Genomic DNA, 21,895 nt, shown 5'->3' with positions numbered 1-21,895 from the left:
ACGCCGCCCCCACGGCCGGCGCTCAGCCGAGAGTGGTCTCGGCGCAGCGCCCGCGTCCCCCGTCCGGTGCGTCGGGTCGCCCATGACCACCGGGTGCTCGGTCCCCCCGTCGACCTCGTGAACCGTCACCTCAGGCCTGCAGCACGACCGGGATGATCATCGGACGGCGACGGATCTTGCCACCGACCCACGAGCCGACGGCGCGACGGATGACCTGCTGGAGCTGCTGGTCGTCGAGCACACCCTTGGCGACGGCCTCCTCGATGGCGCGCTCGACCTTGGGGATGACCTGCTGGAAGATCTCCGCGTCCTCGACGAAGCCGCGGGCCGTGATCTCCGGGCCGCTCGCGATCTTGCCGGTGGCCGCGTCGAGCACGACGACACAGGTGATGAAGCCCTCGTCGCGCAGGATGCGGCGGTCCTTGAGCAGGGCCTCGTCGGCGCCGCCGACGCTGCTGCCGTCGACGTAGACGTAGCCGCACTCGACCACACCGGTCACCTGGGCGACCCCCTCGACGAGATCGACGACGACGCCGTCCTCGGCGAGCACGACCTGGTCCTCGTGGACGCCGGAGGCGATGGCGAGCTGGGCGTTGGCATACATGTGCCGCCACTCGCCGTGGACGGGCAGGACGTTGCGCGGCTTGACGATGTTGTAGCAGTAGAGCAGCTCGCCGGCGCTCGCGTGGCCGGAGACGTGGACCTTGGCGTTGCCCTTGTGGACCACGTTGGCCCCGAGCCGCATCAGGCCGTTGATGATGCGGTAGACGGCGTTCTCGTTGCCGGGGATGAGGCTGCTCGCGAGGAGCACGGTGTCCCCCGGGCCGACGTCGATGCGGTGCTCGCGGTTGGCCATGCGCGACAGGGCAGCCATCGGCTCACCCTGCGACCCGGTGCAGATGAGGACGAGCTCGTCGTCGCGCAGGCTGTCGATCTTCTTGATGTCGATGAGGATGCCGTCGGGCACCCTGAGGTAGCCGAGCTCGGCGGCGATGCCCATGTTGCGCACCATCGACCGACCGACCATGGCGACCTTGCGACCTGCCTTCTCCGCGGCGTCGAGCACCTGCTGCACGCGGTGCACGTGGCTGCTGAAGCAGGCGACGATGATGCGGCGTTCCGCGTGGCGGAACACCTTGTCGATGGCGGGGGCGATCTCGAGCTCGGGCGTCGTGAAGCCGGGCACGTCGGCGTTCGTCGAGTCGGTGAGGAAGAGGTCGACGCCCTCCTCGCCCAGGCGCGCGAAGGCCCTCAGGTCGGTCAGACGACCGTCGAGCGGGAGCTGGTCCATCTTGAAGTCGCCGGTGTGCAGCAGCGTGCCGGCCTCGGTGCGCACGAACACCGCGAGCGCGTCGGGGATCGAGTGGTTGACGGCGACGAACTCGAGGTCGAAGACACCGAGCTTCTCCCGCTGGCCCTCCTTGACCGCCATCGAGTAGGGCCGGATGCGGTGCTCCTTGAGCTTGGCCTCGACGAGCGCCAGGGTCAGCGTGGAGCCGATGATCGGGATGTCGCCCTTGAGCTTGAGCAGGTAGGGCACTGCGCCGATGTGGTCCTCGTGGCCGTGCGTGAGGACGATCGCCACGATGTCGTCGAGCCGGTCGGCGATGTAGCTGAAGTCCGGGAGGATCAGGTCGACTCCCGGGTGGTGGTCCTCGGGGAAGAGGACGCCGCAGTCGATGACGAGCAGCTTGCCCTTGGTCTCGAGCACGGCCATGTTGCGGCCGACCTCGCCGAGCCCACCGAGCGCCACGACCCTCAGGCCGTTGTCGGGGAGGGCGGGGGGCGCGGTCAGCTCTGGGTGCGGGTGGCTCACAGGTGTCCTGTCATTCGGTGGTGCTGCCGGGCCTTCGAGGGCTCCGGGCAGAGGTCATGTGGCGGTCATCCGACCGCCGAGAGCGCGGTGCGCAGGAGCGATGTCTGCGCGTCGTCGGCCTCGACCAGCGGCAGGCGCACGGTCGGCGACTCGATGACTCCCTGGAGGACGAGGCCGGCCTTGGCCATGATCGCGCCCTGGGTGACGTTCATGACGGCGTCGACGAGCGGCGTCAGGCGGCGGTGGACGGCACGGGCGTCGTCCCAGCGGCCTTCGAGGACGGCGTCTGCCATCTCGCGGTAGGCCACGGGCGCCACCTGCGAGGTGACGCCGACGAACCCGACGGCGCCGTTGACGTAGTGACCGAGGTTCATCGCGTCGTCGCCGGAGTACCAGTCGAGCCCGGTCTCCTGCATCATCTGGCTCGCGAACCAGAGGTCCCCCCGAGCGTCCTTGACCGCGGTGATGCGGTCGTGCTCGGCGATGCGCAGGTAGGTCTCGCGGGCGATGGCGACGCCCGAGCGGCCCGGGATGTCGTAGACCATGACGGGCAGGTCGCTGGCGTCGGCGAGCGCCAGGAAGTGGGCCACGAGCCCAGCCTGCGGGGGCTTGTTGTAGTAGGGCGTCACGGCGAGGACCGCGTCCGCACCGGCCTTCTGCGCCAGCTGCACCGACTCGACGCTCTTGGCGGTGTCGTTGCTGCCGGCGCCTGCGATGACCACGCACCGGTCGCCGACCGCGCCGATGACGGCACGGAGCAGCTCGTCCTTCTCGTCGCCGGAGGTCGTGGGCGACTCACCGGTCGTGCCGGAGACCACGAGGCCGTCGTGCCCGGCTTCGACGAGGTGCGTCGCGACCCGTTGGGCCGCGTCGAGGTCGATGGAGCCGTCGGGTCTCATGGGCGTCACCATCGCCGAGAGAACACGTCCGAGGGCGGGTGCGTCAGCCATGCGCCCAAGGTTAGCGCCCGCATCCGCGCGCACGACGCCACGCCCACGCCGGGCGCGCGGGCCGGGCCGTCACGGGCACGGAGGAGGCGAGGCACTACTCGCTCGGGGGTCCGAGTAGTGCCTCGCCACCCCCTACATCGCAGGCGTCCGCCCGGCGTTACAGCCCGGGCCGAGGAATTCCTCGGAGGATCTCGTATGCCGTGTCAGCGGCGCCGCTCATAGGTGACCCAGGCGAAGCCGGGGTGCACGTCACGCGCCGTCTCGACCCAGTCGGCGGGGTCGATCCGGGGGAAGGTGACCGAGCCCTCCGGGGACTGGTCGACCTCGGTGACGAGGAGGCGGGCGGCATACTCCATCGCCTGGCGGTAGATCTCTCCCCCACCGACGACGAAGACCTGCTCGCTGTCGGAGGCGGCGCCGAGCGCCTCCGGCACGGAGTGCGCGACCTCGACCCCTGCGGCGCTCCAGCCCGGCTGGCGGGTCACGACGATGCTGCGACGGCCGGGCAGGGCGCCCATCGAGTCGAACGTGCGTCGACCCATGACCATCGGGTGGCCCATCGTCGTGCGCTTGAAGAACTTCAGGTCCTCCGACAGGTGCCACGGCATCATCAGGCCGTCACCGATGACACCGTTGCGCCCGACGGCGGCGATCATCGTCACGTTCGGCAGCGCGGTGCTCATGGCGCCAAGGCTCCCAGACGGCGGCGCTCACACGGCGATGGGGGCCTTGATGCCCGGCTCGGCCACGTAGTCCACGAGCTCGAAGTCGTCGAGGTCGAAGTCGTCGATGTCCGTCTTGCCCGGCGTGATGCGCATCGTCGGCAGCGGGTGCGGCGTGCGGGTCAGCTGCAGGCGCGCCTGGTCGAGGTGGTTGAGGTAGAGGTGGGCGTCGCCGAGGGTGTGCACGAACTCCCCCGGCTCGAGGTCGGTCAGCTGCGCCACCATCTGCGTCAGCAGGGCATAGCTCGCGATGTTGAACGGGACGCCGAGGAAGATGTCGGCGCTGCGCTGGTAGAGCTGGCACGAGAGGCGGCGGCGGCCGTCGGGGCCGGGCGGCGAGACGTAGAACTGGAACATCGTGTGGCAGGGCGGCAGGGCCATGTCGTCGACGTCGGCGACGTTCCACGCCGAGACGATGAGACGGCGGCTGTCGGGGTTGGTGCGGATCTGCTCGATGACCTTGGCGATCTGGTCGACGCGCCGGCCGTCGGGGGTGGGCCAGGACCGCCACTGGTAGCCGTAGATGGGCCCCAGGTCGCCGCGCTCGTCGGCCCACTCGTCCCAGATGGAGATCCCGCGATCCTGGAGCCAGCGCACGTTGGTGTCGCCGCGCAGGAACCAGAGAAGCTCGCCGATGATCGAGCGCAGGTGCAGCTTCTTCGTCGTCATGGCCGGGAAGCCGTCGGCGAGGTCGAAGCGCATCTGGTGGCCGAACACGCTGAGGGTGCCTGTGCCGGTCCGGTCGGACTTCTCCTGACCGTGGGTCAGGACGTGGTCGAGGAGGTCGAGGTACTGCCGCACGGTCCGCAGCCTAGCCCGCACGACCATGACCACCCTCGTATGCCGCGCCGCCAGCGCTTCGTGTGCACCCCTTGCCCCGATGAGGGCGTTGGCCGCACACGAAGAAGGCCATCCGTTGGCGAGGCGTCGGCTCGGTGGAGCGTGGTGCACCCACAGGTGTACCTCACCGAGCCGGGCAGGTCAGGCTGGGACCTGAGGGCGGTGGCCGCCCCCAGAAGGGCGGTCATGGCACACGGAGGCGCCCGCGGAGGTCAGGCGTCGTAGTCGAGGCTGACCGTGTCGGTGACCGGGTGGCTCTGGCAGGCGAGGACGATGCCGGCGGCGACCTCCTCGGGCTCGAGCGCGTAGTTGCGGTCCATCCGCACCTCGCCCGAGACGAGCCTGGCGCGGCAGGTGCCGCACACGCCGTTCGTGCACGAGAACGGGGCGTCGGGCCGGGCCCGCAGCGTCGCGTCGAGGATCGTCTCCTCGCGGCTGGGCATCGGGATGACCGTCGTGCGGCCGTCGAGGTTGACGGTGACGGTGGCCTCGGGCGGGGCGCCGGCATCGACGACGACCTTGCGCCGGGGCTCCGTGCCGTCCTCGACGTGGAAGATCTCGTGGTGGATGTGCCGCACGTCGACGCCACGCTGCGTGAGCAGCGCCTCGGCGCCGGTGACCATGCCGAACGGCCCGCAGAGGTACCACTCGTCGACGGTCCCGACCGGCAGCAGCGAGTCGAAGATCGCCGTGAGCCGCTCGGCGTCGAGCCGCCCGTGGAAGAGCTCGACGTCCTGGGCCTCACGCGACAGCACGTTGACCAGGTGGAACCGGCCCGGGAAACGGTTCTTGAGGTCCTCGAGCTCCTCGAGGAACATGATCGAGCTCGGGCGACGGTTGCCGAAGAGCAGCGTCGCGCGTGATCCCGGCTCCTCCTCGAGCGCGCTCGTCAGCAGCGAGAGCACGGGGGTGATGCCGGAGCCCGCCGCGATCGCGACGTGATGGCGTATGCCGTCCGGCCGGGTCGGGCAGGTGAAGGAGCCCTGGGGGGTCATCACCTCGACGACGTCGCCGGGCGAGACGGCGTCGTTGAGCCAGTTCGACATCCGGCCCTCGGGCACACGTGCGGCGGCGACCCGCAGGTGGCGTCCCGCAGGGTCGGCGCGGCGGGACTGGCAGATCGAGTAGGACTGGCGCACCTCCTCGCCGCGGATCGTGGCCCGAAGCGTCAGGTGCTGCCCGGGCTCGAACGCGAACTCGTCGACGAGGTCCTCGGGGACGGCGAAGGTCACGGCGACGGCATCCTCCGTGAGCCGCTCGACCGAGGAGACGGTGAGCGGGTGGAAGCGCGCCCGGTGGCGCGGGACGGCGGGAGCCGGAGCGCCGGCCGCGGCGGTCTCGGACACGGCCGGGGTGGTGACGTCGGTCATTCAGATGGCCTTGAACTCGTCGAAGGGATCGAGGCACGCGTTGCACCGGCGAAGGGCCTTGCAGGCGGTCGAGCCGAAGTGGGCGATCTCGGAGGTGTCGGTGGACCCGCAGCGGGGGCAGGCGACGACGTGCCGGGTGAGGGTCACCGCGACCGGGCCGCCCGACTCCCCCGACGGAGCCGGTCCGGGCGGGGCGATCCCGAAGCGCTGCAAGGCTGCCCGCCCCTCGTCGCTCATCCAGTCGGTCGTCCACGCCGGCGACAGCCGCGTGCGGACGTCGGCGGCATACCCCTGCCGGTCGGCCTCGAAGACGATGCGGGAAGCGATCGCCTCCATGGCGGGGCACCCGCTGTAGGTGGGGGTGATGGTCACCACGACGGTGTGTGCCTGCTCGTCGACCTCGACGTCGCGCAGGATGCCGAGGTCGGCGATGCTGATGACCGGAACCTCTGGATCTGGGATGCGCGAGATCGCCTGTGCGACAGCGGAATCCACGGCCACGGCGCTCACCACGTCGCGCCGGGGTGGGACCGGGCGATGTGCTGCATCTCGGCGAGGAGGTATCCCATGGGGCGCGAGTGGATGCCGGCGCGGCCTCCGCGCGAGCGCCACCGCGACCCGTCGGGCAGCTCGAGGGTGGCCTGCTCCACGACAGCCGCGACCCGTGCAACGACGGCGTCGTGGAGGGTCGACGGCAGCACCCCGACCCCGAGCTCGGCGGCAAGCACCGACGCCTCGTCGTCGTCGAAGAGCTCGGCGAGGTAGGGCAGCGCTCGCTCGAGGGCGGCCTGCATGCGGCGGTGGGACTCCTCGGTCCCGTCGCCGAGCCGCACGACCCAGAGCGCTGCGTGGTCGAGGTGGTAGCGGACCTCCTTGAGCGCCTTGCCGGCGACGCCCGCGACGACGTCGTCGCCGGAGCCGCTCAGGGCGGTGTGCAGCTCGACCTGGTAGGCCGAGAACCACAGCAGCCGCGCCATCTCGTCGGCGAAGTCGCCCCGCTCCTGCTCGACGAGGTGGACGTTGCGCCACTCTCGCTCGTCGCGCTGCATGGCGTAGTCGTCCTCGCCGCGCCCCGTGCCGTCGATCGAGCCGATGTAGGGGTAGAGCCCGCGCGCCTGTCCCAGGAGGTCGAGCGCGATGTTGCCGAGCGCCATGTCCTCCTCGATCTGCGGGGCGTTCGTCATCCACTCGCCGAGCCGTTGGGCGTAGACCATGGCGTCGTCGGCGAGGCCGAGGAGGTAGCCGGCATACGGCTTCGAGCCGGGGTCGGCGCCCGTGTTCTCGGCGGCGCCCGGCAGGGGCTCACGCTTGGCGGACTCCGAGGCGGAGGTCGCGGCCTCGGTCACGTGGTCGCTCACAGGTACTCGACATCCTCGGGCACGTCGTAGAACGTCGGGTGGCGGTAGATCTTGTCGCCGGCCGGGTCGAAGAACGAGTCCTTCTCGGACGGGCTGCTCGCGGTGACGTCGTCGGCCTTGACGACCCAGATCGACACGCCCTCCTGACGGCGGGTGTAGACGTCGCGCGCGTTGCGCAGGGCGAGCTCCGCATCCGGCGCGTGGAGCGAGCCGACGTGCACGTGGGACAGGCCGCGCTTGCCGCGGACGAAGACCTCCCAGAGCGGCCAGCTGCGCTCGGTCGCCCTCTCGGGTGCTTCGGTCACGCTGCACTCTCCTTCTGGTGCTCCCGGGTCGCCTGCTTGGCGGCGTACGCGTTGGCTGCCTCGCGGACCCAGGCGCCCTCGTCGTGGGCGCGTCGACGGTGCTCGATGCGCTCGGCGTTGCACGGCCCGTCGCCGCGCAGGACCTGCCAGAACTCGTCCCAGTCGATCTCGCCGAAGTCCCAGTGGCCGCGCTCCTCGTTCCAGCGCAGGTCCGGGTCGGGCAGCACGATGCCGAGCTTCTCTGCCTGCGGCACCATCATGTCGACGAACTTCTGGCGCAGGTCGTCGTTGCTGAAGCGCTTGATGCCCCACGCCATCGACTGCTCGGTGTGACCACCCTTGGTGGCCGCCTCGCCGGTGTCGGGCGGGCCGAACATCGCGAGCGCGGGCCACCACCACCGGTCGGCCGCGTCCTGGGCCATGGCCTGCTGGGCCTCGGTGCCGCGCATGAGGTTCCAGAGGATCTCGAAGCCCTGTCGCTGGTGGAAGGACTCCTCCTTGCACACCCGGATCATGGCGCGGGCGTAGGGCCCGTAGGAGCACCGGCAGAGCGGCACCTGGTTCATGATCGCCGCGCCGTCGACGAGCCAGCCGATGGCCCCGCAGTCGGCCCACGTCAGCGTCGGGTAGTTGAAGATCGAGGAGTACTTCTGCTTGCCGTTGTGGAGCCGGTCGAGCAGCTCCTGCCGGTCGATGCCGAGGGTCTCGGCGGCCGAGTAGAGGTAGAGCCCGTGGCCGGCCTCGTCCTGGACCTTGGCGATGAGGATCGCCTTGCGGCGCAGCGACGGGGCGCGGGTGATCCAGTTGCCCTCGGGCTGCATGCCGATGATCTCGGAGTGCGCGTGCTGGGCGATCTGCCGGATCAGGGTCTCGCGGTACGTGTCGGGCATCGCGTCGCGCGGTTCGATGCGCTGGTCGGCGGCGATGAGGGCGTCGAAGTCGTCCCCGACCGTGTCTCGCCGGTCGTCGTGCGCCGCCGCCGCGTCGTACGCGTCGGTCTCGGCCGCGTTCAGCGGTTCGCTCGGGTCGATGACGTCATTGCCATACATGAGTCCAGTATGCGAGATGCGGTCGGGGGCGTCCAAAGCCGGGGTGCGCTGGGGTGGACAGCGGGCCCGTCCCCGCCTGAGAGGATGCGGGTGTGGCACACGAGCACGGGAACGAACACCAGCACGACCAAGGGAACGACCACGGGCACGACCACGGGCACGAGCGAGGGCCGGTCGCCGACGCGTCGGTCCGGGTCGCCCGGGCCTCCGACGCGCCCGCGGTCGGCTTCGTGCAGGCCGTCGTCTTCCGGGAGGCGTATGCCGCCGCGCTCGCTCCCGAGGTGCTCGCCACCTTCGAGCCGCGCGCCTTCGCGAACGCGTGGCGCGCCACGCTCGAGGGTGAGCAGTCCCGCGACGGCGTGCTGCTCGTGGCGTGCGCCGGCGAGCAGGTCGTGGGGTTCGCCGCGGTCGGGGCCTCGGACGACGCCGACGCCGACACCGGCACGGCCGAGCTGATCGTGCTCGGGGTGCACCCCGACGCTCGCCGGCAGGGCCACGGCTCGCGCCTGCTGCACGCGGTCGTCGACACGGCCCGCGCGCGCGGCCGCTCCGAGCTCGGCGCCTGGCTGTTGGCGTCGGACGAGGACACCCGGGCCTTCCTCACCGCGGCCGGCATGGTCGCCGACGGGGCACACCGTGAGCGCGTGGTCACTCCGGACGGTGGCACCGCCGGCGAGCTGCGCCTGTCGGCCGTCCTCGCCGATCCCGAGGCCGCCGGGTCCGCTGAGGACGCCCCGACCGACCGGACCGGCCAGGTCGGCGCTGACGACGGGGACCCGGGAAGCGCGTGACCGCCACGGCCGACCCCGGAGCCCGGCGCGCCGTCGTGCGCCAGGCCCTGTCGGTGGGGGTCGCCACCGGTGCCTACGGGATCAGCTTCGGGGCGCTCGCCGTGACAGCCGGGCTCGACACATGGCAGGCGATGGCACTGTCCCTGCTGATGTTCACCGGTGGCTCGCAGTTCGCCTTCGTCGGCATCGTCGCGAACGGCCTGCACGCCGCGCCCGCGGCGATCGCCGCGTCCTCGATGCTCGGCATCCGCAACGGCCTCTACGCCCTCGAGCTGACGCACCTGCTCGGCGTCCGCGGGCCTCGCCGGATCGCCGCCGCCCACCTGACCATCGACGAGTCCACGGCCGTCGCCGTCGCGCAGGACGACGAAGGAGCCTCCCGCCTCGGCTTCTGGCTCACCGGCGTCTCGGTCTTCGTGCTGTGGAACCTCACCACGCTGGCGGGAGCCCTCATCGGCAACCTCATCGGCGACCCACGCACCTACGGTCTCGACGCCGCGGCCTGCGCCGCGTTCACCGCCCTGCTGTGGCCCCGGCTGCGCAACCGCGATGCAGTCGCGATCGCTGTCGTCGGCGCCGTCGTGGCGATCGTGCTGTCGCCGACGCTGCCACCCGGCATACCCGTCGTGGCGGCAGCGGCGGCGGCGCTGCTGGCATGGCGCACCCCGAGGAGGGAGCGGGCATGAGCCTGTGGACCTCCCTGCTGGTCGCGGCCGCGATCGCCTTTGCGCTCAAGCTCGCCGGTCACCTCGTGCCTGCCCAGCTGCTCGACGCTCCGCGCGTGCGCCGCATCACCGCCGCGCTCCCGATCGCGCTCCTGGCTGCTCTGGTCGCGACCCAGGCCTTCACCGGAACGGGAGGCGTCCTCGTGCTCGACGCCCGCGCCGTCGCCGTGGCCGTGGCCGTGGTGGCGCTGCTGCTGCGCGCGCCGTTCATCGTCGTGGTGGCTCTGGGCGCTGCGACCGCAGCCGTGCTGCGCGCCCTGGGCTGGGCCTGACCGGTGGCCGACGCCGACGACGTGCGCCGCACCGCCCTGGCGCTGCCCGGTGTCGAGGAGATCACGAGTGAGGGGTTCGACTTCCGGGTCGGCAACAAGGGCTTCGTCTGGTCCTGGCCCGAGCGCGTCCCCGGCCGACGGCGGGTCATCCGGACCGACGTCGCCGTGCTCTACGTGGGCGACGAGGCCGAGAAGCAGGCTCTCGTGCTGGGCGAGCCGGAGCTCTTCTTCACGACGCCGGCCTACGACGGCGCGCCGCTCGTCATGCTGCGGCTCGAGCGCGTCGACACCGATCGTCTGGTCGAGCTCGTGACGGACGCCTGGCGCATGCGAGCACCCGCGGAGCTGGTCGCAGAGGCCGGACTCGACAGCGACGCCCCGGGCCCGCCGAACACCTGAACCAGGGACGGATCCCGTTGCCTCCGCACGCCCGCGGCGGCGTGGGCGGGGATGGTGTGTCCCGGTGGCCAGCCTCAGGCGTGTGCGTCGCAGACCGGCTCGAGCGGCCGGCCCGGCAGGTCCTCGCGGTTGTGCAGGCGGCTCGTCGGCGCGCCGCAGACGTGGCACGCGGCCAGGTGCACGGCCTCGTCGCTGAAGGCCACCGTCATGCGCTCGTCGAAGACGAAGAGCTGCCCCTCCCACAGGCCACGGTCACCCCGTTCCTCGCCGTAGCGCACGATGCCCCCGTCGAGCTGGTAGACCTCCTCGAACCCGCGGGAGCGCATCAGGCTGGTCAGCACCTCGCAGCGGATGCCACCCGTGCAGTAGGTGACGACCGGTCTCCCCTTCAGCTCGTCCCAGCGGCCGGCGTCCAGCTCGCGCACGAAGTCGCTCGTGTGCCCGACGTCAGGCACGACAGCGCCCCGGAAGCGGCCCACCTGCGCCTCGACGGCGTTGCGCCCGTCGAAGAGCACGACGTCGTCACCGCGCCGGGCCACGAGGGCGTCGAGCTCGTCGGGACGCAGCCGCGTTCCGCCTCCGACGACACCGTGCTCGTCGACAACGACCTCGTCGGGCACCCCGAACGACACGATCTCGTCGCGGACCTTGACCGTCAGCCGCGGGAAGTCGAGGCTGTGCCCGTCGGCGTCGAGCCCCGTGCCGTCACTCCACCTCACGTCGATGCCGTGGAACGGCGCGTACTCACGCGTCTTGCGGACGTAGGTCTTGAGCACGGTCACGTCGCCGCCGACCGTCGCGTTGATCCCGTGCGGGGACAACAGGATCCGACCGCGCAGACCGAGCCCCTCGCAGAGGTCGCGCTGCCAGAGGCGAAGCGCGTCGGGGTCGGCGAGCGGCCGGAACGCGTAGAAGAGGACGACCTTGGGGATGGCCACGAGAAGGCTCGTTCGAGAGGGCGCCGGTCAGCCGAGGCCGAGGTAGTGCTCGAGACCGACGGTCAGGCCGGGGTGGTCCGGGACGGCGCGCACCGCGGCGATGACACCCGGCATGAAGCTGCCCCGGTCGAACGAGTCGTGACGCAGGGTCAGCATCTCCCCCGCGTTGCCGAGCAGCACCTCCTGGTGCGCCGTCAGCCCACGCAGGCGCACGGAGTGCACGGGTATGCCGTCCACGCGGGCTCCGCGGGCGCCGTCGGGATCGTGGGTGGTCGCGTCGGGAACGGGTGGGCAACCCGCCTCGGAGCGGGCCTGCCCGATCATCGTCGCCGTGCGCGCGGCCGTGCCGGACGGCGCGTCGACCTTGGCCGGGTGGTGCAGCTCGATGACCTCGACGGACTCGAAGAAGGGAGCGGCCTTGGCGGCGAACGACATCATGAGCAGCGCCCCGATCGCGAAGTTCGGCGCGATGAGGACCCCCACGCCGGCGCCCGAGGCTGCTGGGGGCACCGCGGCGAGCTGGCCCCGAAGGGTCTCGAGCCGCGCGTCGTCCCAACCGGTGGTGCCGACGACGACGTGGACGCCGCGCTCGACGCAGTGGGCGACGTTGCCGGGCGAGGCCGACGGGACGGTCAGCTCCACCGCGACGTCGGCACCGCCGAGGTCGCCGAGGTCGTCGCCGGAGCCGTAGGCGCCGACGAGGGACAGGCCCGGCGCGCCTTCGACGGCTCGCACCGCCTCGGACCCCATCCGGCCGCTGGCCCCGATGACGGCGACCTTGGTGTCGCGGGACGGGCTGCGTGTCGTGTCGCTCACCCGGCCACCCTAACGAGCCGACGACCCCGCTGGTCGAGCGCACACGGCATACGGAACGCCGTGGCCCACGGTCCGCGGGGGACGGGTCCCAGCGCACCCCCAGACAGAGGCTCGACCATGGGCGGATGCCGGAACAGACCCAGCTCGACCGTCCACGTCCCCGTCGCGCCCCCGGCCGGCCGGTGGTCGGTCGCCCGCACCCGTGAGCCCCGCAGGTCCGAGGCGACGATGTCCAGCGAACCCCTGTCCGCCACGTCACTCCTGCTGACCGACTGGACGGCCTCGCCCACGGGTCTGGCCCTCCTGGTGCTGGCCGGCGTCCCGTATGCCGTCGGCGTCCTGCGAGGCCGACGCGCGGGAGTCGCGTGGCCGTGGTGGCGGCCCGCCGTCTACGTCCTGGCCGGGATGGGCTCGCTGGCGTATGCCGTGTGCGGACCCCTCGCCGTCCACCGCACCGACGTCTTCTGGGTGGCCTGCCTGCAGATCGGGGTGCTGGCCTCGGTGACGCCGGTCGGGCTCGCGCTCGGGGACCCCGTCGGGCTCGTGCGCGCCCGGGTCCTGGCCGGTCCCGGAGGTCGGCGCCCGCTCGTGCTCCGGCTCGTCGAGGGACGGGTGGCCAGGGTCCTGACGTTCCCGGCCGTCAGCTCCCTGCTGGCCGTCGGCACCCTGCTGCTGGTCATGCTCACCCCGTGGTTCGAGCACACCACACGGTCTCCCGGCGCCGCCGCGCTGCTCTACGTCGTGCTGCTGCTCACCGGCCTGCTCTTCGTGCTGCCACTGCTCACCGAGGACCTCCTTCCCCCGTGGGCGACGCCTCCCGTCCGCACCTTCCTCGCGTTCGTGGACGGCCTCCTCGACGCCGTGCCGGGGATCGTCGTCATGACGAGCTCCACCCTGCTCGCCCCGGGTTTTCCGGGCTTCGCCACGGGCGTCAGCGGTCTGACCCCCGCCATGGACCAGAAGTACGGGGGTGGCGCGCTGCTGGCCGTCGCGGAGTCGATCGGGATCCCGGTCATCGCTGCCGTCTTCGTCGAATGGGTCCGCAGCGACGAGCGCGAGGCCCGCGAGATCGACGAGCAGCTTGACGGCGCCCGAGCGCCCGGGGACACGGACCGTGCCGCGGTGAGGCACGACGCCCCGGAGCCCGACGCCAGGTCCGACCGACCGTGGTGGGAGGACGACCCCCGCCTGGCAGCGCGGTTCCGGCCGCGGGAGTGACACGCCGGGCCGTTGCCGACCACGGCGTCAGGCGGCGTGGCGGGGGCGCGGGAGCGGCCCGCCACCCCACGGGGTGACGGGCCGCTCGCGTGGATCCGGGACCGGGTCAGGCGTCAGCAGACTCCGCGGCCGGTGCGTCGGCCTCGGCAGCCGAGTCACCGTTGTCGCCCTCGGCGAGGACCGCCGCGAGGCTGAGCTTGCCGCGCGGGTCGATCTCCTTGAGCTCGACCTGGATCTTCTGGCCGATCTTGACGACGTCGTCGACGCTGTCGATCCGCTTGCCGCCGACGAGCTTGCGCACCTCGGAGATGTGCAGCAGGCCGTCCTTGCCGGGCAGCAGCGAGACGAACGCACCGAAGGTCGTCGTCTTGACGACGGTGCCGAGGAAGCGCTCGCCGACCTCGGGCATCGTCGGGTTCGCGATGGCGTTGATCGCCGCGCGAGCCGCCTCGGCCGAAGGACCGTCGACCGCACCGATGAAGACCGTGCCGTCGTCCTCGATCGAGATGTCGGCGCCGGTGTCGTCCTGGATCTGGTTGATCATCTTGCCCTTCGGGCCGATGACCTCTCCGATCTTGTCGACGGGGACCTTCACCGTGATGATGCGCGGGGCGTACGGGCTCATCTCGTCGGGCACGTCGATGGCCTCGGCCATGACGTCGAGGATGTGCAGTCGCGCGTCGCGGGCCTGGGTCAGCGCGCCACCGAGGACCGACGCGGGGATGCCGTCGAGCTTGGTGTCGAGCTGGATCGCCGTGACGAACTCCTTGGTGCCGGCGACCTTGAAGTCCATGTCGCCGAAGGCGTCCTCGGCACCGAGGATGTCGGTGAGCGCGGCGTACTGCGTCTCACCGTCGACGGTGTCGGACACGAGGCCCATCGCGATGCCGGCGACCGGGGCGCGCAGCGGCACACCGGCGTTGAGCAGCGACAGGGTCGAGGCACAGACCGAGCCCATGGACGTCGAGCCGTTGGAGCCGAGAGCCTCGGACACCTGACGGATCGCGTACGGGAACTCCTCGCGCGTCGGCAGGACCGGCATGAGCGCACGCTCGGCCAGGGCGCCGTGACCGATCTCGCGCCGCTTCGGCGAACCGACGCGGCCGGTCTCACCGGTGCTGTAGGGCGGGAAGTTGTAGTTGTGCATGTAGCGCTTGCGCGTGACGGGGCTCAGCGTGTCGAGCTGCTGCTCCATCTTGAGCATGTTGAGCGTCGTGACACCCATGATCTGGGTCTCGCCACGCTCGAAGATCGCCGAGCCGTGCACGCGCGGCAGGACCTCGACCTCGGCGCCCAGGGCGCGGATGTCGGCGAGGCCACGGCCGTCGATGCGGACCTTGTCACGCAGGATGCGCTGGCGGATGAGCTTCTTCTGCACGGAGCGGAAGGCGGCCGAGACCTCCTTGTCACGCCCCTCGAACTGCTCGGCGAGCTGGGCCTTGACGTCGGCCTTGATCGCGTCGAGCCGCTCCTCGCGCTCCTGCTTGCCGGCGATCGTCAGGGCAGCGCTCGTGTCGTCGGACACGGCGGCCTCGACGGCGGCGTAGACGTCGTCCTCGTAGTCGAGGAAGATCGGGAAGTCCTGCACCGGCTTGGCGGCCTCGGCAGCGAGCTGGGCCTGGGCCTCGCAGAGCTGCTTGATGAACTTCTTGGAGGCCTCGAGGCCCTCGGCCACGACCTCCTCGGTCGGCGCCTGCTTGCCCTCGTTCTTGACGAGGTCCCAGGTGGACTCGGTGGACTCGGCCTCGACCATCATGATCGCGACGTCGTCGCTGCCGTCGGTGTGCTTGACGACACGGCCGGCGACGACCATGTCGAAGACCGAGCGCTCGATGTCGGAGAAGTTCGGGAAGGCGACCCACTGGCCGTCGATGAGCGAGACGCGCACGCCACCGATGGGGCCCGAGAAGGGCAGGCCGGAGATCTGCGTCGAGGCGCTGGCCGCGTTGATGGCGAGCACGTCGTACTGGTGGTCGGGGTTCAGCGAGAACACCGAGATGATGACCTGGACCTCGTTGCGCAGGCCCTTCTTGAAGGTCGGGCGCAGCGGGCGGTCGATGAGGCGGCAGGTGAGGATCGCCTCGGTGGACGGACGTCCCTCACGGCGGAAGAAGCTGCCGGGGATCTTGCCGATGGCGTACATGCGCTCTTCGACGTCGACCGTCAGCGGGAAGAAGTCGAACTGGTCCTTCGGGGACTTGCCCGCGGACGTCGTCGACAGGAGCATCGTGTCGTCGTCGAGGTAGGCCGTGACGGCGCCGCCGGCCTGTCGGGCGAGGCGGCCGGTCTCGAACCGGACCGTGCGGGTGCCGAAGCTGCCGTTGTCGATGACGGCCTCGGCGAAGGTGATGTCTGGACCCTCCATGTGGGCCCTCGCTTTCTTTTTCTCATGTGCCGCGCACATCGTCGTTGTGTGCGTGGTTTCTTCTTCGGGCCGGCTGGCCCTGGTGCGGTCCGACGGTCGTCGGACTCCTGCACCTACGACGAAAGGCGGTCTCCGCAGGACGCGGTGACCGCCTTTCGTCACGAACTCATCGACGCAGGCCGAGTCGCTTGATCAGCGAGCGGTAGCGCTCGATGTCGGTCGCCTCGAGGTAGCGCAGCATGCGCTTGCGGCGGCCGACCAGCAGGAGGAGACCACGACGGCTGTGGTGGTCGTGCTTGTGGGCCCGAGAGTGCTCGGTCAGGTCCTTGATGCGCTGCGTCAGCATCGCGATCTGGACCTCGGGAGAGCCGGTGTCGCCCTCGACCGTGGCGTACTCGGTCATGATCTGCTTCTTCACGTCAGCTTCCAAAGGCATGGGTGAACCGACTCCTTCTCATTCTCGTTGCGCGGTGCTCCAGGGCATGTCCACCTGGGCGCTATCGATCCGCGGCCGGTCTACGGCATCTCCAAGCGTAACAGTGGGGTACGTCCGGCCCTAATCGGGCACGGGACGACGCGTGACCGTTTCGTGACCGTCCAGATGTTTGGACCGGACCGGGGCGCGGGTACGTCACAGACTGCTCGGGGAAAACCTCTTGAAGGAGAAAAGCGACACCATGATCGTTCTCGGACTCATCCTGCTGCTCATTGGCATCTTCGCCAAGATCAGCATCCTGACCACGATTGGCATCATTCTTGTCGTCGTGGGCGCGGTGCTCTTCCTCCTCGGCGCGAGCGGTCGCGCCATCGGTGGCCGGAAGCACTGGTACTGACCGGTCGCACCAGCAGCAGCCAGACGCCCCCGCGGTCTCCGCGGGGGCGTCTTGCTGTCCCGACACCCTTCGGGTCAGACGACGTATGCCGTCCGCTCGAGTCGAGCGGACGGCATACGTCGTGTGTCGTGAGGTTCGGGGTGGTGCTCAGAGGTTGATCATGTGTCCGGCGATGCCCTCGATGGCTTCCTTCATGGCCTCGCCCAGCGTCGGGTGCGCGAAGACGTTGCGAGCCACCTCGTCCGCGGTCAGGTCCCACTGCTGGGCCAGCGTCAGCGTCGGGAGCAGCTCGGTCACCTCGGGCCCGATCAGGTGGGCGCCGAGCAGCTCGTGGTGCTCCGCGTCGGCGACGATCTTGACGAAGCCGACGCCCTCGGCCATGCCGCGCGCCTTGCCGTTGGCCGAGAAGGGGAAGCTCGCCGTCTTGACGTCGTAGCCCTTCTCCCTGGCCTGCGCCTCGGTGTAGCCGAAGGAGGCGATCTGCGGCTGGCAGAACGTCGCCCGCGGGATCATGTCGAAGTTCAGCTCCATCGTCTCGGCGTCGGCGATGGTCTCGGCGGCGACGACACCCATCGCCTCGGCGGTGTGCGCGAGCATCAGCTTGGCGGTGACGTCACCGATCGCGAAGACGTTCGGCACGCTCGTGCGCCCGCGGCCGTCGACGGCGATGGCGCCCCGCTCGGTCATCTGCAGGCCGAGCGACTCGAGGCCGTAGCCCTCGGTGCGCGGGGCGAAGCCGAAGGCGGCGAGGAACTTGTCGGCCTCGAGGACGGTCTCGTCTCCCCCAGCGGCGGGGGCGACGGTGACGCGCACACCCGAGCCGGTGTCCTCGACGTTCTTGACGGCCGTCGACAGGAGCACGGTGACACCGAGCTTCTTGTACTGGCGCAGGAGCTCCTTGGACACGTCCGGGTCCTCGGTGGGAACCATGCGGTCGAGGAACTCGACGATGGTGACGTCGACCCCGAAGTTCTTCATGACGTAGGCGAACTCGACGCCGATGGCACCCGAGCCGCCGATGATGATCGACGAGGGGAGGTCGGCGTCGAGGATCTGCTCCTCGTAGGTGACGACGTTGTCGCTGACCTGCATGCCGGGCAGCATGCGGACCGTTGCGCCCGTCGCGATGATGAGGTGGTCGAACGTGACCGAGCGCTTGGAGCCGTCGGCCTGGGCGACGTCCATCGAGGTGGCCGACGTGATGGTGCCCCAGCCGTCGATCTCCTCGATCTTGTTCTTCTTCATGAGGTAGTGGACGCCCTTGGCGCTGGCATCGGCCACCGACCGGCTGCGGGCGTGCGTCGGCCCGTAGGACATCGTCGCGTCGCCCTCGATGCCGAAGGTCTTCTTCTCGTGCGTGATGATGTGGGCGATCTCCGCGTTCCGCAGGAGCGCCTTGCTCGGGATGCAGCCGACGTTGAGGCAGACACCTCCCCAGTACTGCTTCTCCACGACGGCGACCTTCTTGCCGAGCTGCGCCGCGCGGATCGCCGCGACGTAGCCACCAGGTCCGGCACCGAGCACAACGAGATCGAAATCAGCCATGGCCACACCCTATCCGTGCGCCTGCGGCCGCCGAGACCCCGTCCGCCGGCACATCACGATCTGCACGCCAGTGCCCAATTGACGGTGTCGCAGACCACATGACCGACGACTGCGGGAGTAAGTTCCGCGACGCACGGCCGAACTTCTCCGGCCCGACCAACGGAGGTCACTCGCGTGAGCACCACTCCGCACCGCCACCAGGCGCCGCCGGCGAACAAGGGTCTGCTGGCCCTTGCCGGTGTGCTCCTCGCCATCCCCATCGTCGCCCTGCTCCTCGTCGGCACCTATGCCAAGGACGAGCCGCGTCTCGCGGGCTTCCCGTTCTTCATCTGGTATCAGTTCCTCTGGGTCCTCATCTGCTCGGCGCTGACCTACTCGGCCTACCGCATCGTCCTCAAGGCACGCCCGCACGTGCCGATGAACCCCGAGGGCGACGCCTACCTCGACGAGGACGAGTCCGCCCGCCGCGACCGAGAGGACGGCACCCGATGACCGCCATCGCACCTGCCATCGCACCTGCCATCGCGCCTGCAGCCGACACCGGCGGCGTCAACGGCGTCGCGCTCACCGTGCTCATCTTCTTCTTCGTCGTCGTGGCGGGAGCCGGCTTCTGGGCCGCCCGCTGGCGACGCCCGAAGAACATGGAGAGCCTCGAGGAGTGGGGCCTCGGTGGACGCTCCTTCGGCACCTGGGTCACCTGGTTCCTGCTCGGTGGTGACCTCTACACGGCCTACACGTTCGTCGCGGTGCCCGCCGCGATGTGGGCCTTCGGCGCCGTCAACGGCTTCTTCGCCGTGCCCTACACGATCATCCTCTACCCCATCATCTTCATCTTCATGTCGCGCCTGTGGTCGGTCTCGCACCGCCACGGCTACGTGACGCCGGCGGACTTCGTCCACGGCCGCTCCGGCTCGCGCGGTCTGTCCCTCGCCGTCGCAGTCACCGGCTTCCTCGCGACGATGCCCTACATCGCCCTCCAGCTCGTCGGCATCCAGGCCGTGCTCGAGGTCGCGGGCGTCGGCGGCGGAGGCAACTGGGTCGCGAAGGACCTGCCGCTCTTCATCGCCTTCCTCGTCCTCGCGCTCTACACCTACACCTCGGGTCTGCGCGCGCCGGCGATCATCGCCTTCGTCAAGGACATCCTCATCTACATCGTCATCATCGTCGCCGTCATCTACCTCCCCTCGAAGGTGGGCGGCTGGACCCACGTCTTCGACGCGGCCGAGCAGAAGATGAAGACGACGACCAACCCGGCCACGGGAAACCCCAACGTCTTCATCCCCGGACCGAAGGCGTACTGGGCCTACGCGACGCTCGCCCTCGGGTCGGCGATGGCGCTGTTCATGTATCCGCACTCGGTCACGGCGACGCTGTCGGCCAAGAGCCGCAACACGATCCGCAAGAACGCCTCGATCCTGCCGGCATACTCCTTCCTGCTCGGCCTGCTGGCCCTTCTGGGCTGGGTCGCGATCGCGGCCGGCACCAAGCCGGTCGGCCTCGACGGCAAGGTCAACGGACAGCTCGTCATCCCGCAGCTCTTCGAGGACATGTTCCCGTCGTGGTTCGCCGGAGTGGCCTTCGCAGCCATCGCGATCGGCGCGCTCGTGCCGGCCGCGATTATGTCGATCGCGGCGGCCAACACCTTCACGCGCAACATCTACAAGGCGTGGATCAAGCCGGATGCAACGCCGAAGCAGGAGGCGCAGGTCAGCAAGATCACCTCGCTCGTCGTCAAGGCCTTCGCGCTGATCTTCGTGCTGACGCTCGACAAGAGCAATGCGATCAACTTCCAGCTCCTCGGCGGCATCTGGATCCTTCAGACGTTCCCGGCGCTCGTGTTCTACCTGTACACCCGCTGGTTCCACCGCTGGGCCCTGCTCGTGGGCTGGGCGGTCGGCATGGTCTACGGCACCCTCGCCGCGTACAACGTGACGAACAAGGCGACCGGGGCACCGTTCGCCGGGTCCGTGGCCAACATGCCGGTCGTCGGTCAGCTCGGCTACATCGCGGTGACGGCCTTTGCCATCAACGTCGTCGTCGCAGCGGTCCTCACCCTCGTCCTGCGTGCCGCCAAGGCACCAGAGGGCAAGGACGAGACCATCCCGGCCGACTACTTCGTCGACGCGGGTGACCCCCGTGTCCAGAAGCTGGAGACGGGTCCGCACGAGCTGACGCCGTCGGCCTGATCGACGACGTGTGCCGCAGGGCCGGGTCCGCGAGGACCCGGCCCTGCGCGCGTCTCCCCCGCCCGTCGAGTGAGCGCTCCGTCCCGCACGAGTGAGCGCCAGGTCCCACGAGCCACGTCCCTGCCCGAGGCAGGAGGGGTCGGGCGCTCACTCGACTGGGGCCGGGCGCTCACTCGACGTGAGTGGGTGGTGGGTCAGGACTGGCGGGGACGTTCGGGCGGGAGCGCCGCGATCGCCTGGTCGACGTCGAGACCGGTCACCTGGAGCAGGTCGACGACGGTCGAGCGCACCTGCGCCAGCACCGTCTCCGTCGCGAGGCTGGAGGTGCGCGGCACCTCTCCCGTCGCGGTGGCGACCGCGAGCAGCGCGGGCCGCCCGATCTCGGGTGAGGCGTTCTCCGACAGGGCGCGCCCCATCACGTCCGTGGCCTCGGCCAGCTCGAGCAGGAGCGTGTCGTAGCCGGGCGGCAGGGCCTCCCCCCGCCCGACCGCGACGGTGACGCGACGTACGAGCACGCGGGTGCTGCGCATCGCCCGGTCGAGCGGCTCGACGAGGTCGACCATCTTGCGCACACCGGGTCCGTGGTGTCGCTTGAACGGCGACGACGTGATGACCGACAGGCCCTCGTCGGCGGCCGACCGGAGGTCGCGCAGGAGCGACTCGGTGCCGCGGGCGGAGGCGAGGACCTCCGCAGCACCCTCGACGTCGCCGTCGCGCGCGCTGGCCGCGGCGCGGCGGAGCAGCTCCCCGATCTTGCGCACGGCCTCGGCGGCCGCCACCCGGGGCCGGCGCAGCGGCGCCTGGGGGACGACGGTCGCCGCGACGAGGGCGATGCCACCGCCGATGAGGGCGTCGGTCCACCGTCCGAAGGCCTGTCCGGGGCTCGCGACGAGCGCGGCGATGACGATGCCCTGCACGGCGGACTGCGTGACGATGACCGCGCTGCCGTCGAGGAGCGTCGCGATCGCCATCGAGACCAGGACGACCGCCGAGATCTGCCACGGGCCGCTGCCGGCGACGTGGACGAAGACGTCGGCCGTGAAGACCCCGACGGCGACGCCGATGGCGACCTCGAACACCCGACGGAGCCGTTGGCCGTAGGACATGCCGAGGCACACGACGGCCACGATCGGGGCGAAGAACGGCGACGGGTGGTGGAAGACGTCGGTCGCGAGCCACCAGGCGACGCCGGCGGCCACCGCGCACTGGACGAGCAGGAAGATCCGGGAGCGCAGCCGACCGATCCGGGTGCGGACGCTGAGCCTGCTCCGGTCCCAGGCCCGGTCGAGCGCCTCGACGACCGGGGCGTCGCTCCTCAGGTAGTCGTCCACGAAGGCGCCTCTCGGTCGGGTCCCACCACGCGGTGCGGGCGGACGTCGTGCTGGGAGTCGGGCGGG

At 70.5% G+C, this 21,895-nt stretch carries 23 protein-coding genes; 8 read left to right on the top strand and 15 right to left on the bottom strand.

The features are described from left to right. Positions 1–130: 130 nt before the first annotated feature. From ABD831_RS08580 to paaA, 9 genes are all read right to left on the bottom strand, one after another. Positions 131–1,816: an RNase J family beta-CASP ribonuclease gene (locus tag ABD831_RS08580; protein WP_142177465.1), complete on the bottom strand. Its 1,686-nt coding sequence runs from the start codon at positions 1,814–1,816 to the stop codon at positions 131–133. A gap of 65 nt (positions 1,817–1,881) precedes the next feature. After that, positions 1,882–2,766 (bottom strand): 4-hydroxy-tetrahydrodipicolinate synthase, encoded by an 885-nt coding sequence (dapA, locus tag ABD831_RS08575; protein WP_344944415.1) that lies wholly within the window; start codon positions 2,764–2,766, stop codon positions 1,882–1,884. Between the two features lie 203 nt (positions 2,767–2,969). Beyond that, complete coding sequence (locus ABD831_RS08570; RefSeq protein WP_344944412.1) at positions 2,970–3,449, bottom strand: dihydrofolate reductase; 480 nt, start codon at positions 3,447–3,449, stop codon at positions 2,970–2,972. Positions 3,450–3,476: 27 nt separating this feature from the next. Then, positions 3,477–4,289, bottom strand: coding sequence for a thymidylate synthase (locus tag ABD831_RS08565; RefSeq protein WP_142177462.1), 813 nt, complete (start codon positions 4,287–4,289; stop codon positions 3,477–3,479). 251 nt (positions 4,290–4,540) lie between these two features. Continuing rightward, on the bottom strand, positions 4,541–5,698 hold the full coding sequence (gene paaE, locus ABD831_RS08560; RefSeq protein ID WP_344944409.1) for a 1,2-phenylacetyl-CoA epoxidase subunit PaaE: 1,158 nt from the start codon (positions 5,696–5,698) through the stop codon (positions 4,541–4,543). Further along, positions 5,699–6,208: a 1,2-phenylacetyl-CoA epoxidase subunit PaaD gene (paaD, locus tag ABD831_RS08555; RefSeq protein ID WP_344944406.1), complete on the bottom strand. Its 510-nt coding sequence runs from the start codon at positions 6,206–6,208 to the stop codon at positions 5,699–5,701. Then, positions 6,205–7,056, bottom strand: a complete 852-nt coding sequence (paaC, locus tag ABD831_RS08550; RefSeq protein ID WP_344944403.1) for a 1,2-phenylacetyl-CoA epoxidase subunit PaaC — start codon at positions 7,054–7,056, stop codon at positions 6,205–6,207. Before paaC ends, paaD begins: the two co-directional genes overlap by 4 nt. Continuing rightward, positions 7,053–7,361, bottom strand: a complete 309-nt coding sequence (gene paaB / locus ABD831_RS08545) for a 1,2-phenylacetyl-CoA epoxidase subunit PaaB (protein ID WP_142177457.1) — start codon at positions 7,359–7,361, stop codon at positions 7,053–7,055. The genes paaC and paaB overlap by 4 nt, the downstream gene beginning before the upstream one ends. Further along, on the bottom strand, positions 7,358–8,410 hold the full coding sequence (paaA, locus tag ABD831_RS08540) for a 1,2-phenylacetyl-CoA epoxidase subunit PaaA (RefSeq protein WP_344944398.1): 1,053 nt from the start codon (positions 8,408–8,410) through the stop codon (positions 7,358–7,360). The genes paaB and paaA overlap by 4 nt, the downstream gene beginning before the upstream one ends. A gap of 92 nt (positions 8,411–8,502) precedes the next feature. Here paaA and ABD831_RS08535 point away from each other — a divergent pair, with 92 nt between their 5' ends. The 4 genes from ABD831_RS08535 to ABD831_RS08520 are packed head-to-tail and all read left to right on the top strand — an operon-like array spanning position 8,503 to position 10,597. Then, positions 8,503–9,201 (top strand): GNAT family N-acetyltransferase, encoded by a 699-nt coding sequence (locus tag ABD831_RS08535; protein WP_344944395.1) that lies wholly within the window; start codon positions 8,503–8,505, stop codon positions 9,199–9,201. Beyond that, positions 9,198–9,887: an AzlC family ABC transporter permease gene (locus ABD831_RS08530; RefSeq protein WP_344944392.1), complete on the top strand. Its 690-nt coding sequence runs from the start codon at positions 9,198–9,200 to the stop codon at positions 9,885–9,887. Before ABD831_RS08535 ends, ABD831_RS08530 begins: the two co-directional genes overlap by 4 nt. After that, positions 9,884–10,198, top strand: a complete 315-nt coding sequence (locus ABD831_RS08525; RefSeq protein ID WP_344944389.1) for an AzlD domain-containing protein — start codon at positions 9,884–9,886, stop codon at positions 10,196–10,198. Before ABD831_RS08530 ends, ABD831_RS08525 begins: the two co-directional genes overlap by 4 nt. Positions 10,199–10,201: 3 nt before the next feature. Beyond that, complete coding sequence (locus tag ABD831_RS08520; protein WP_344944386.1) at positions 10,202–10,597, top strand: MmcQ/YjbR family DNA-binding protein; 396 nt, start codon at positions 10,202–10,204, stop codon at positions 10,595–10,597. A 74-nt stretch (positions 10,598–10,671) separates the two neighbouring features. Here ABD831_RS08520 and trhO read toward each other — a convergent pair whose 3' ends face one another. Further along, positions 10,672–11,535, bottom strand: coding sequence for an oxygen-dependent tRNA uridine(34) hydroxylase TrhO (gene trhO, locus ABD831_RS08515; RefSeq protein WP_344944383.1), 864 nt, complete (start codon positions 11,533–11,535; stop codon positions 10,672–10,674). Between the two features lie 27 nt (positions 11,536–11,562). Continuing rightward, positions 11,563–12,351 (bottom strand): 4-hydroxy-tetrahydrodipicolinate reductase, encoded by a 789-nt coding sequence (gene dapB, locus ABD831_RS08510; protein WP_344944380.1) that lies wholly within the window; start codon positions 12,349–12,351, stop codon positions 11,563–11,565. Between the two features lie 228 nt (positions 12,352–12,579). On the opposite strand from dapB, the gene ABD831_RS08505 reads away from it, so the two are divergent. After that, positions 12,580–13,569, top strand: a complete 990-nt coding sequence (locus ABD831_RS08505) for a cytochrome c oxidase assembly protein (RefSeq protein ID WP_344944377.1) — start codon at positions 12,580–12,582, stop codon at positions 13,567–13,569. A gap of 106 nt (positions 13,570–13,675) precedes the next feature. On the opposite strand, the gene ABD831_RS08500 is transcribed toward ABD831_RS08505, so the two are convergent. Both ABD831_RS08500 and rpsO read right to left on the bottom strand, forming a co-directional pair. After that, positions 13,676–15,934, bottom strand: a complete 2,259-nt coding sequence (locus ABD831_RS08500; protein WP_344944374.1) for a polyribonucleotide nucleotidyltransferase — start codon at positions 15,932–15,934, stop codon at positions 13,676–13,678. Between the two features lie 166 nt (positions 15,935–16,100). Next, positions 16,101–16,370, bottom strand: a complete 270-nt coding sequence (gene rpsO / locus ABD831_RS08495) for a 30S ribosomal protein S15 (protein ID WP_142177446.1) — start codon at positions 16,368–16,370, stop codon at positions 16,101–16,103. A gap of 241 nt (positions 16,371–16,611) precedes the next feature. Between rpsO and ABD831_RS08490 the strand changes: the two genes are divergently transcribed. After that, the gene (locus ABD831_RS08490) at positions 16,612–16,767 is read left to right on the top strand and encodes a DUF6131 family protein (RefSeq protein ID WP_185744645.1); all 156 of its coding nucleotides are present in this window, start codon (positions 16,612–16,614) and stop codon (positions 16,765–16,767) included. Positions 16,768–16,914: 147 nt separating this feature from the next. Here ABD831_RS08490 and lpdA read toward each other — a convergent pair whose 3' ends face one another. After that, positions 16,915–18,312 carry a dihydrolipoyl dehydrogenase gene (gene lpdA / locus ABD831_RS08485; RefSeq protein WP_344944370.1) on the bottom strand — a complete coding sequence of 466 codons (1,398 nt, stop codon included), beginning with the start codon at positions 18,310–18,312 and terminating at the stop codon, positions 16,915–16,917. A gap of 174 nt (positions 18,313–18,486) precedes the next feature. Between lpdA and ABD831_RS08480 the strand changes: the two genes are divergently transcribed. Continuing rightward, complete coding sequence (locus ABD831_RS08480) at positions 18,487–18,804, top strand: DUF3311 domain-containing protein (protein ID WP_344944367.1); 318 nt, start codon at positions 18,487–18,489, stop codon at positions 18,802–18,804. After that, positions 18,801–20,498, top strand: coding sequence for a monocarboxylate uptake permease MctP (gene mctP / locus ABD831_RS08475; protein WP_344944365.1), 1,698 nt, complete (start codon positions 18,801–18,803; stop codon positions 20,496–20,498). Before ABD831_RS08480 ends, mctP begins: the two co-directional genes overlap by 4 nt. A 194-nt stretch (positions 20,499–20,692) precedes the next feature. Here the strand turns inward: mctP and ABD831_RS08470 are convergent, their stop codons facing one another. Then, positions 20,693–21,829: an FUSC family protein gene (locus ABD831_RS08470; protein ID WP_344944361.1), complete on the bottom strand. Its 1,137-nt coding sequence runs from the start codon at positions 21,827–21,829 to the stop codon at positions 20,693–20,695. Positions 21,830–21,895: the final 66 nt, after the last annotated feature.

This window comes from Terrabacter ginsenosidimutans (assembly GCF_039539425.1).
GTDB classification, from domain to species: Bacteria; Actinomycetota; Actinomycetes; order Actinomycetales; family Dermatophilaceae; genus Terrabacter; species Terrabacter ginsenosidimutans.
Note: the sequence above shows the minus strand (reverse complement) of the source record. Positions and strands in the feature narration are given on the sequence as shown.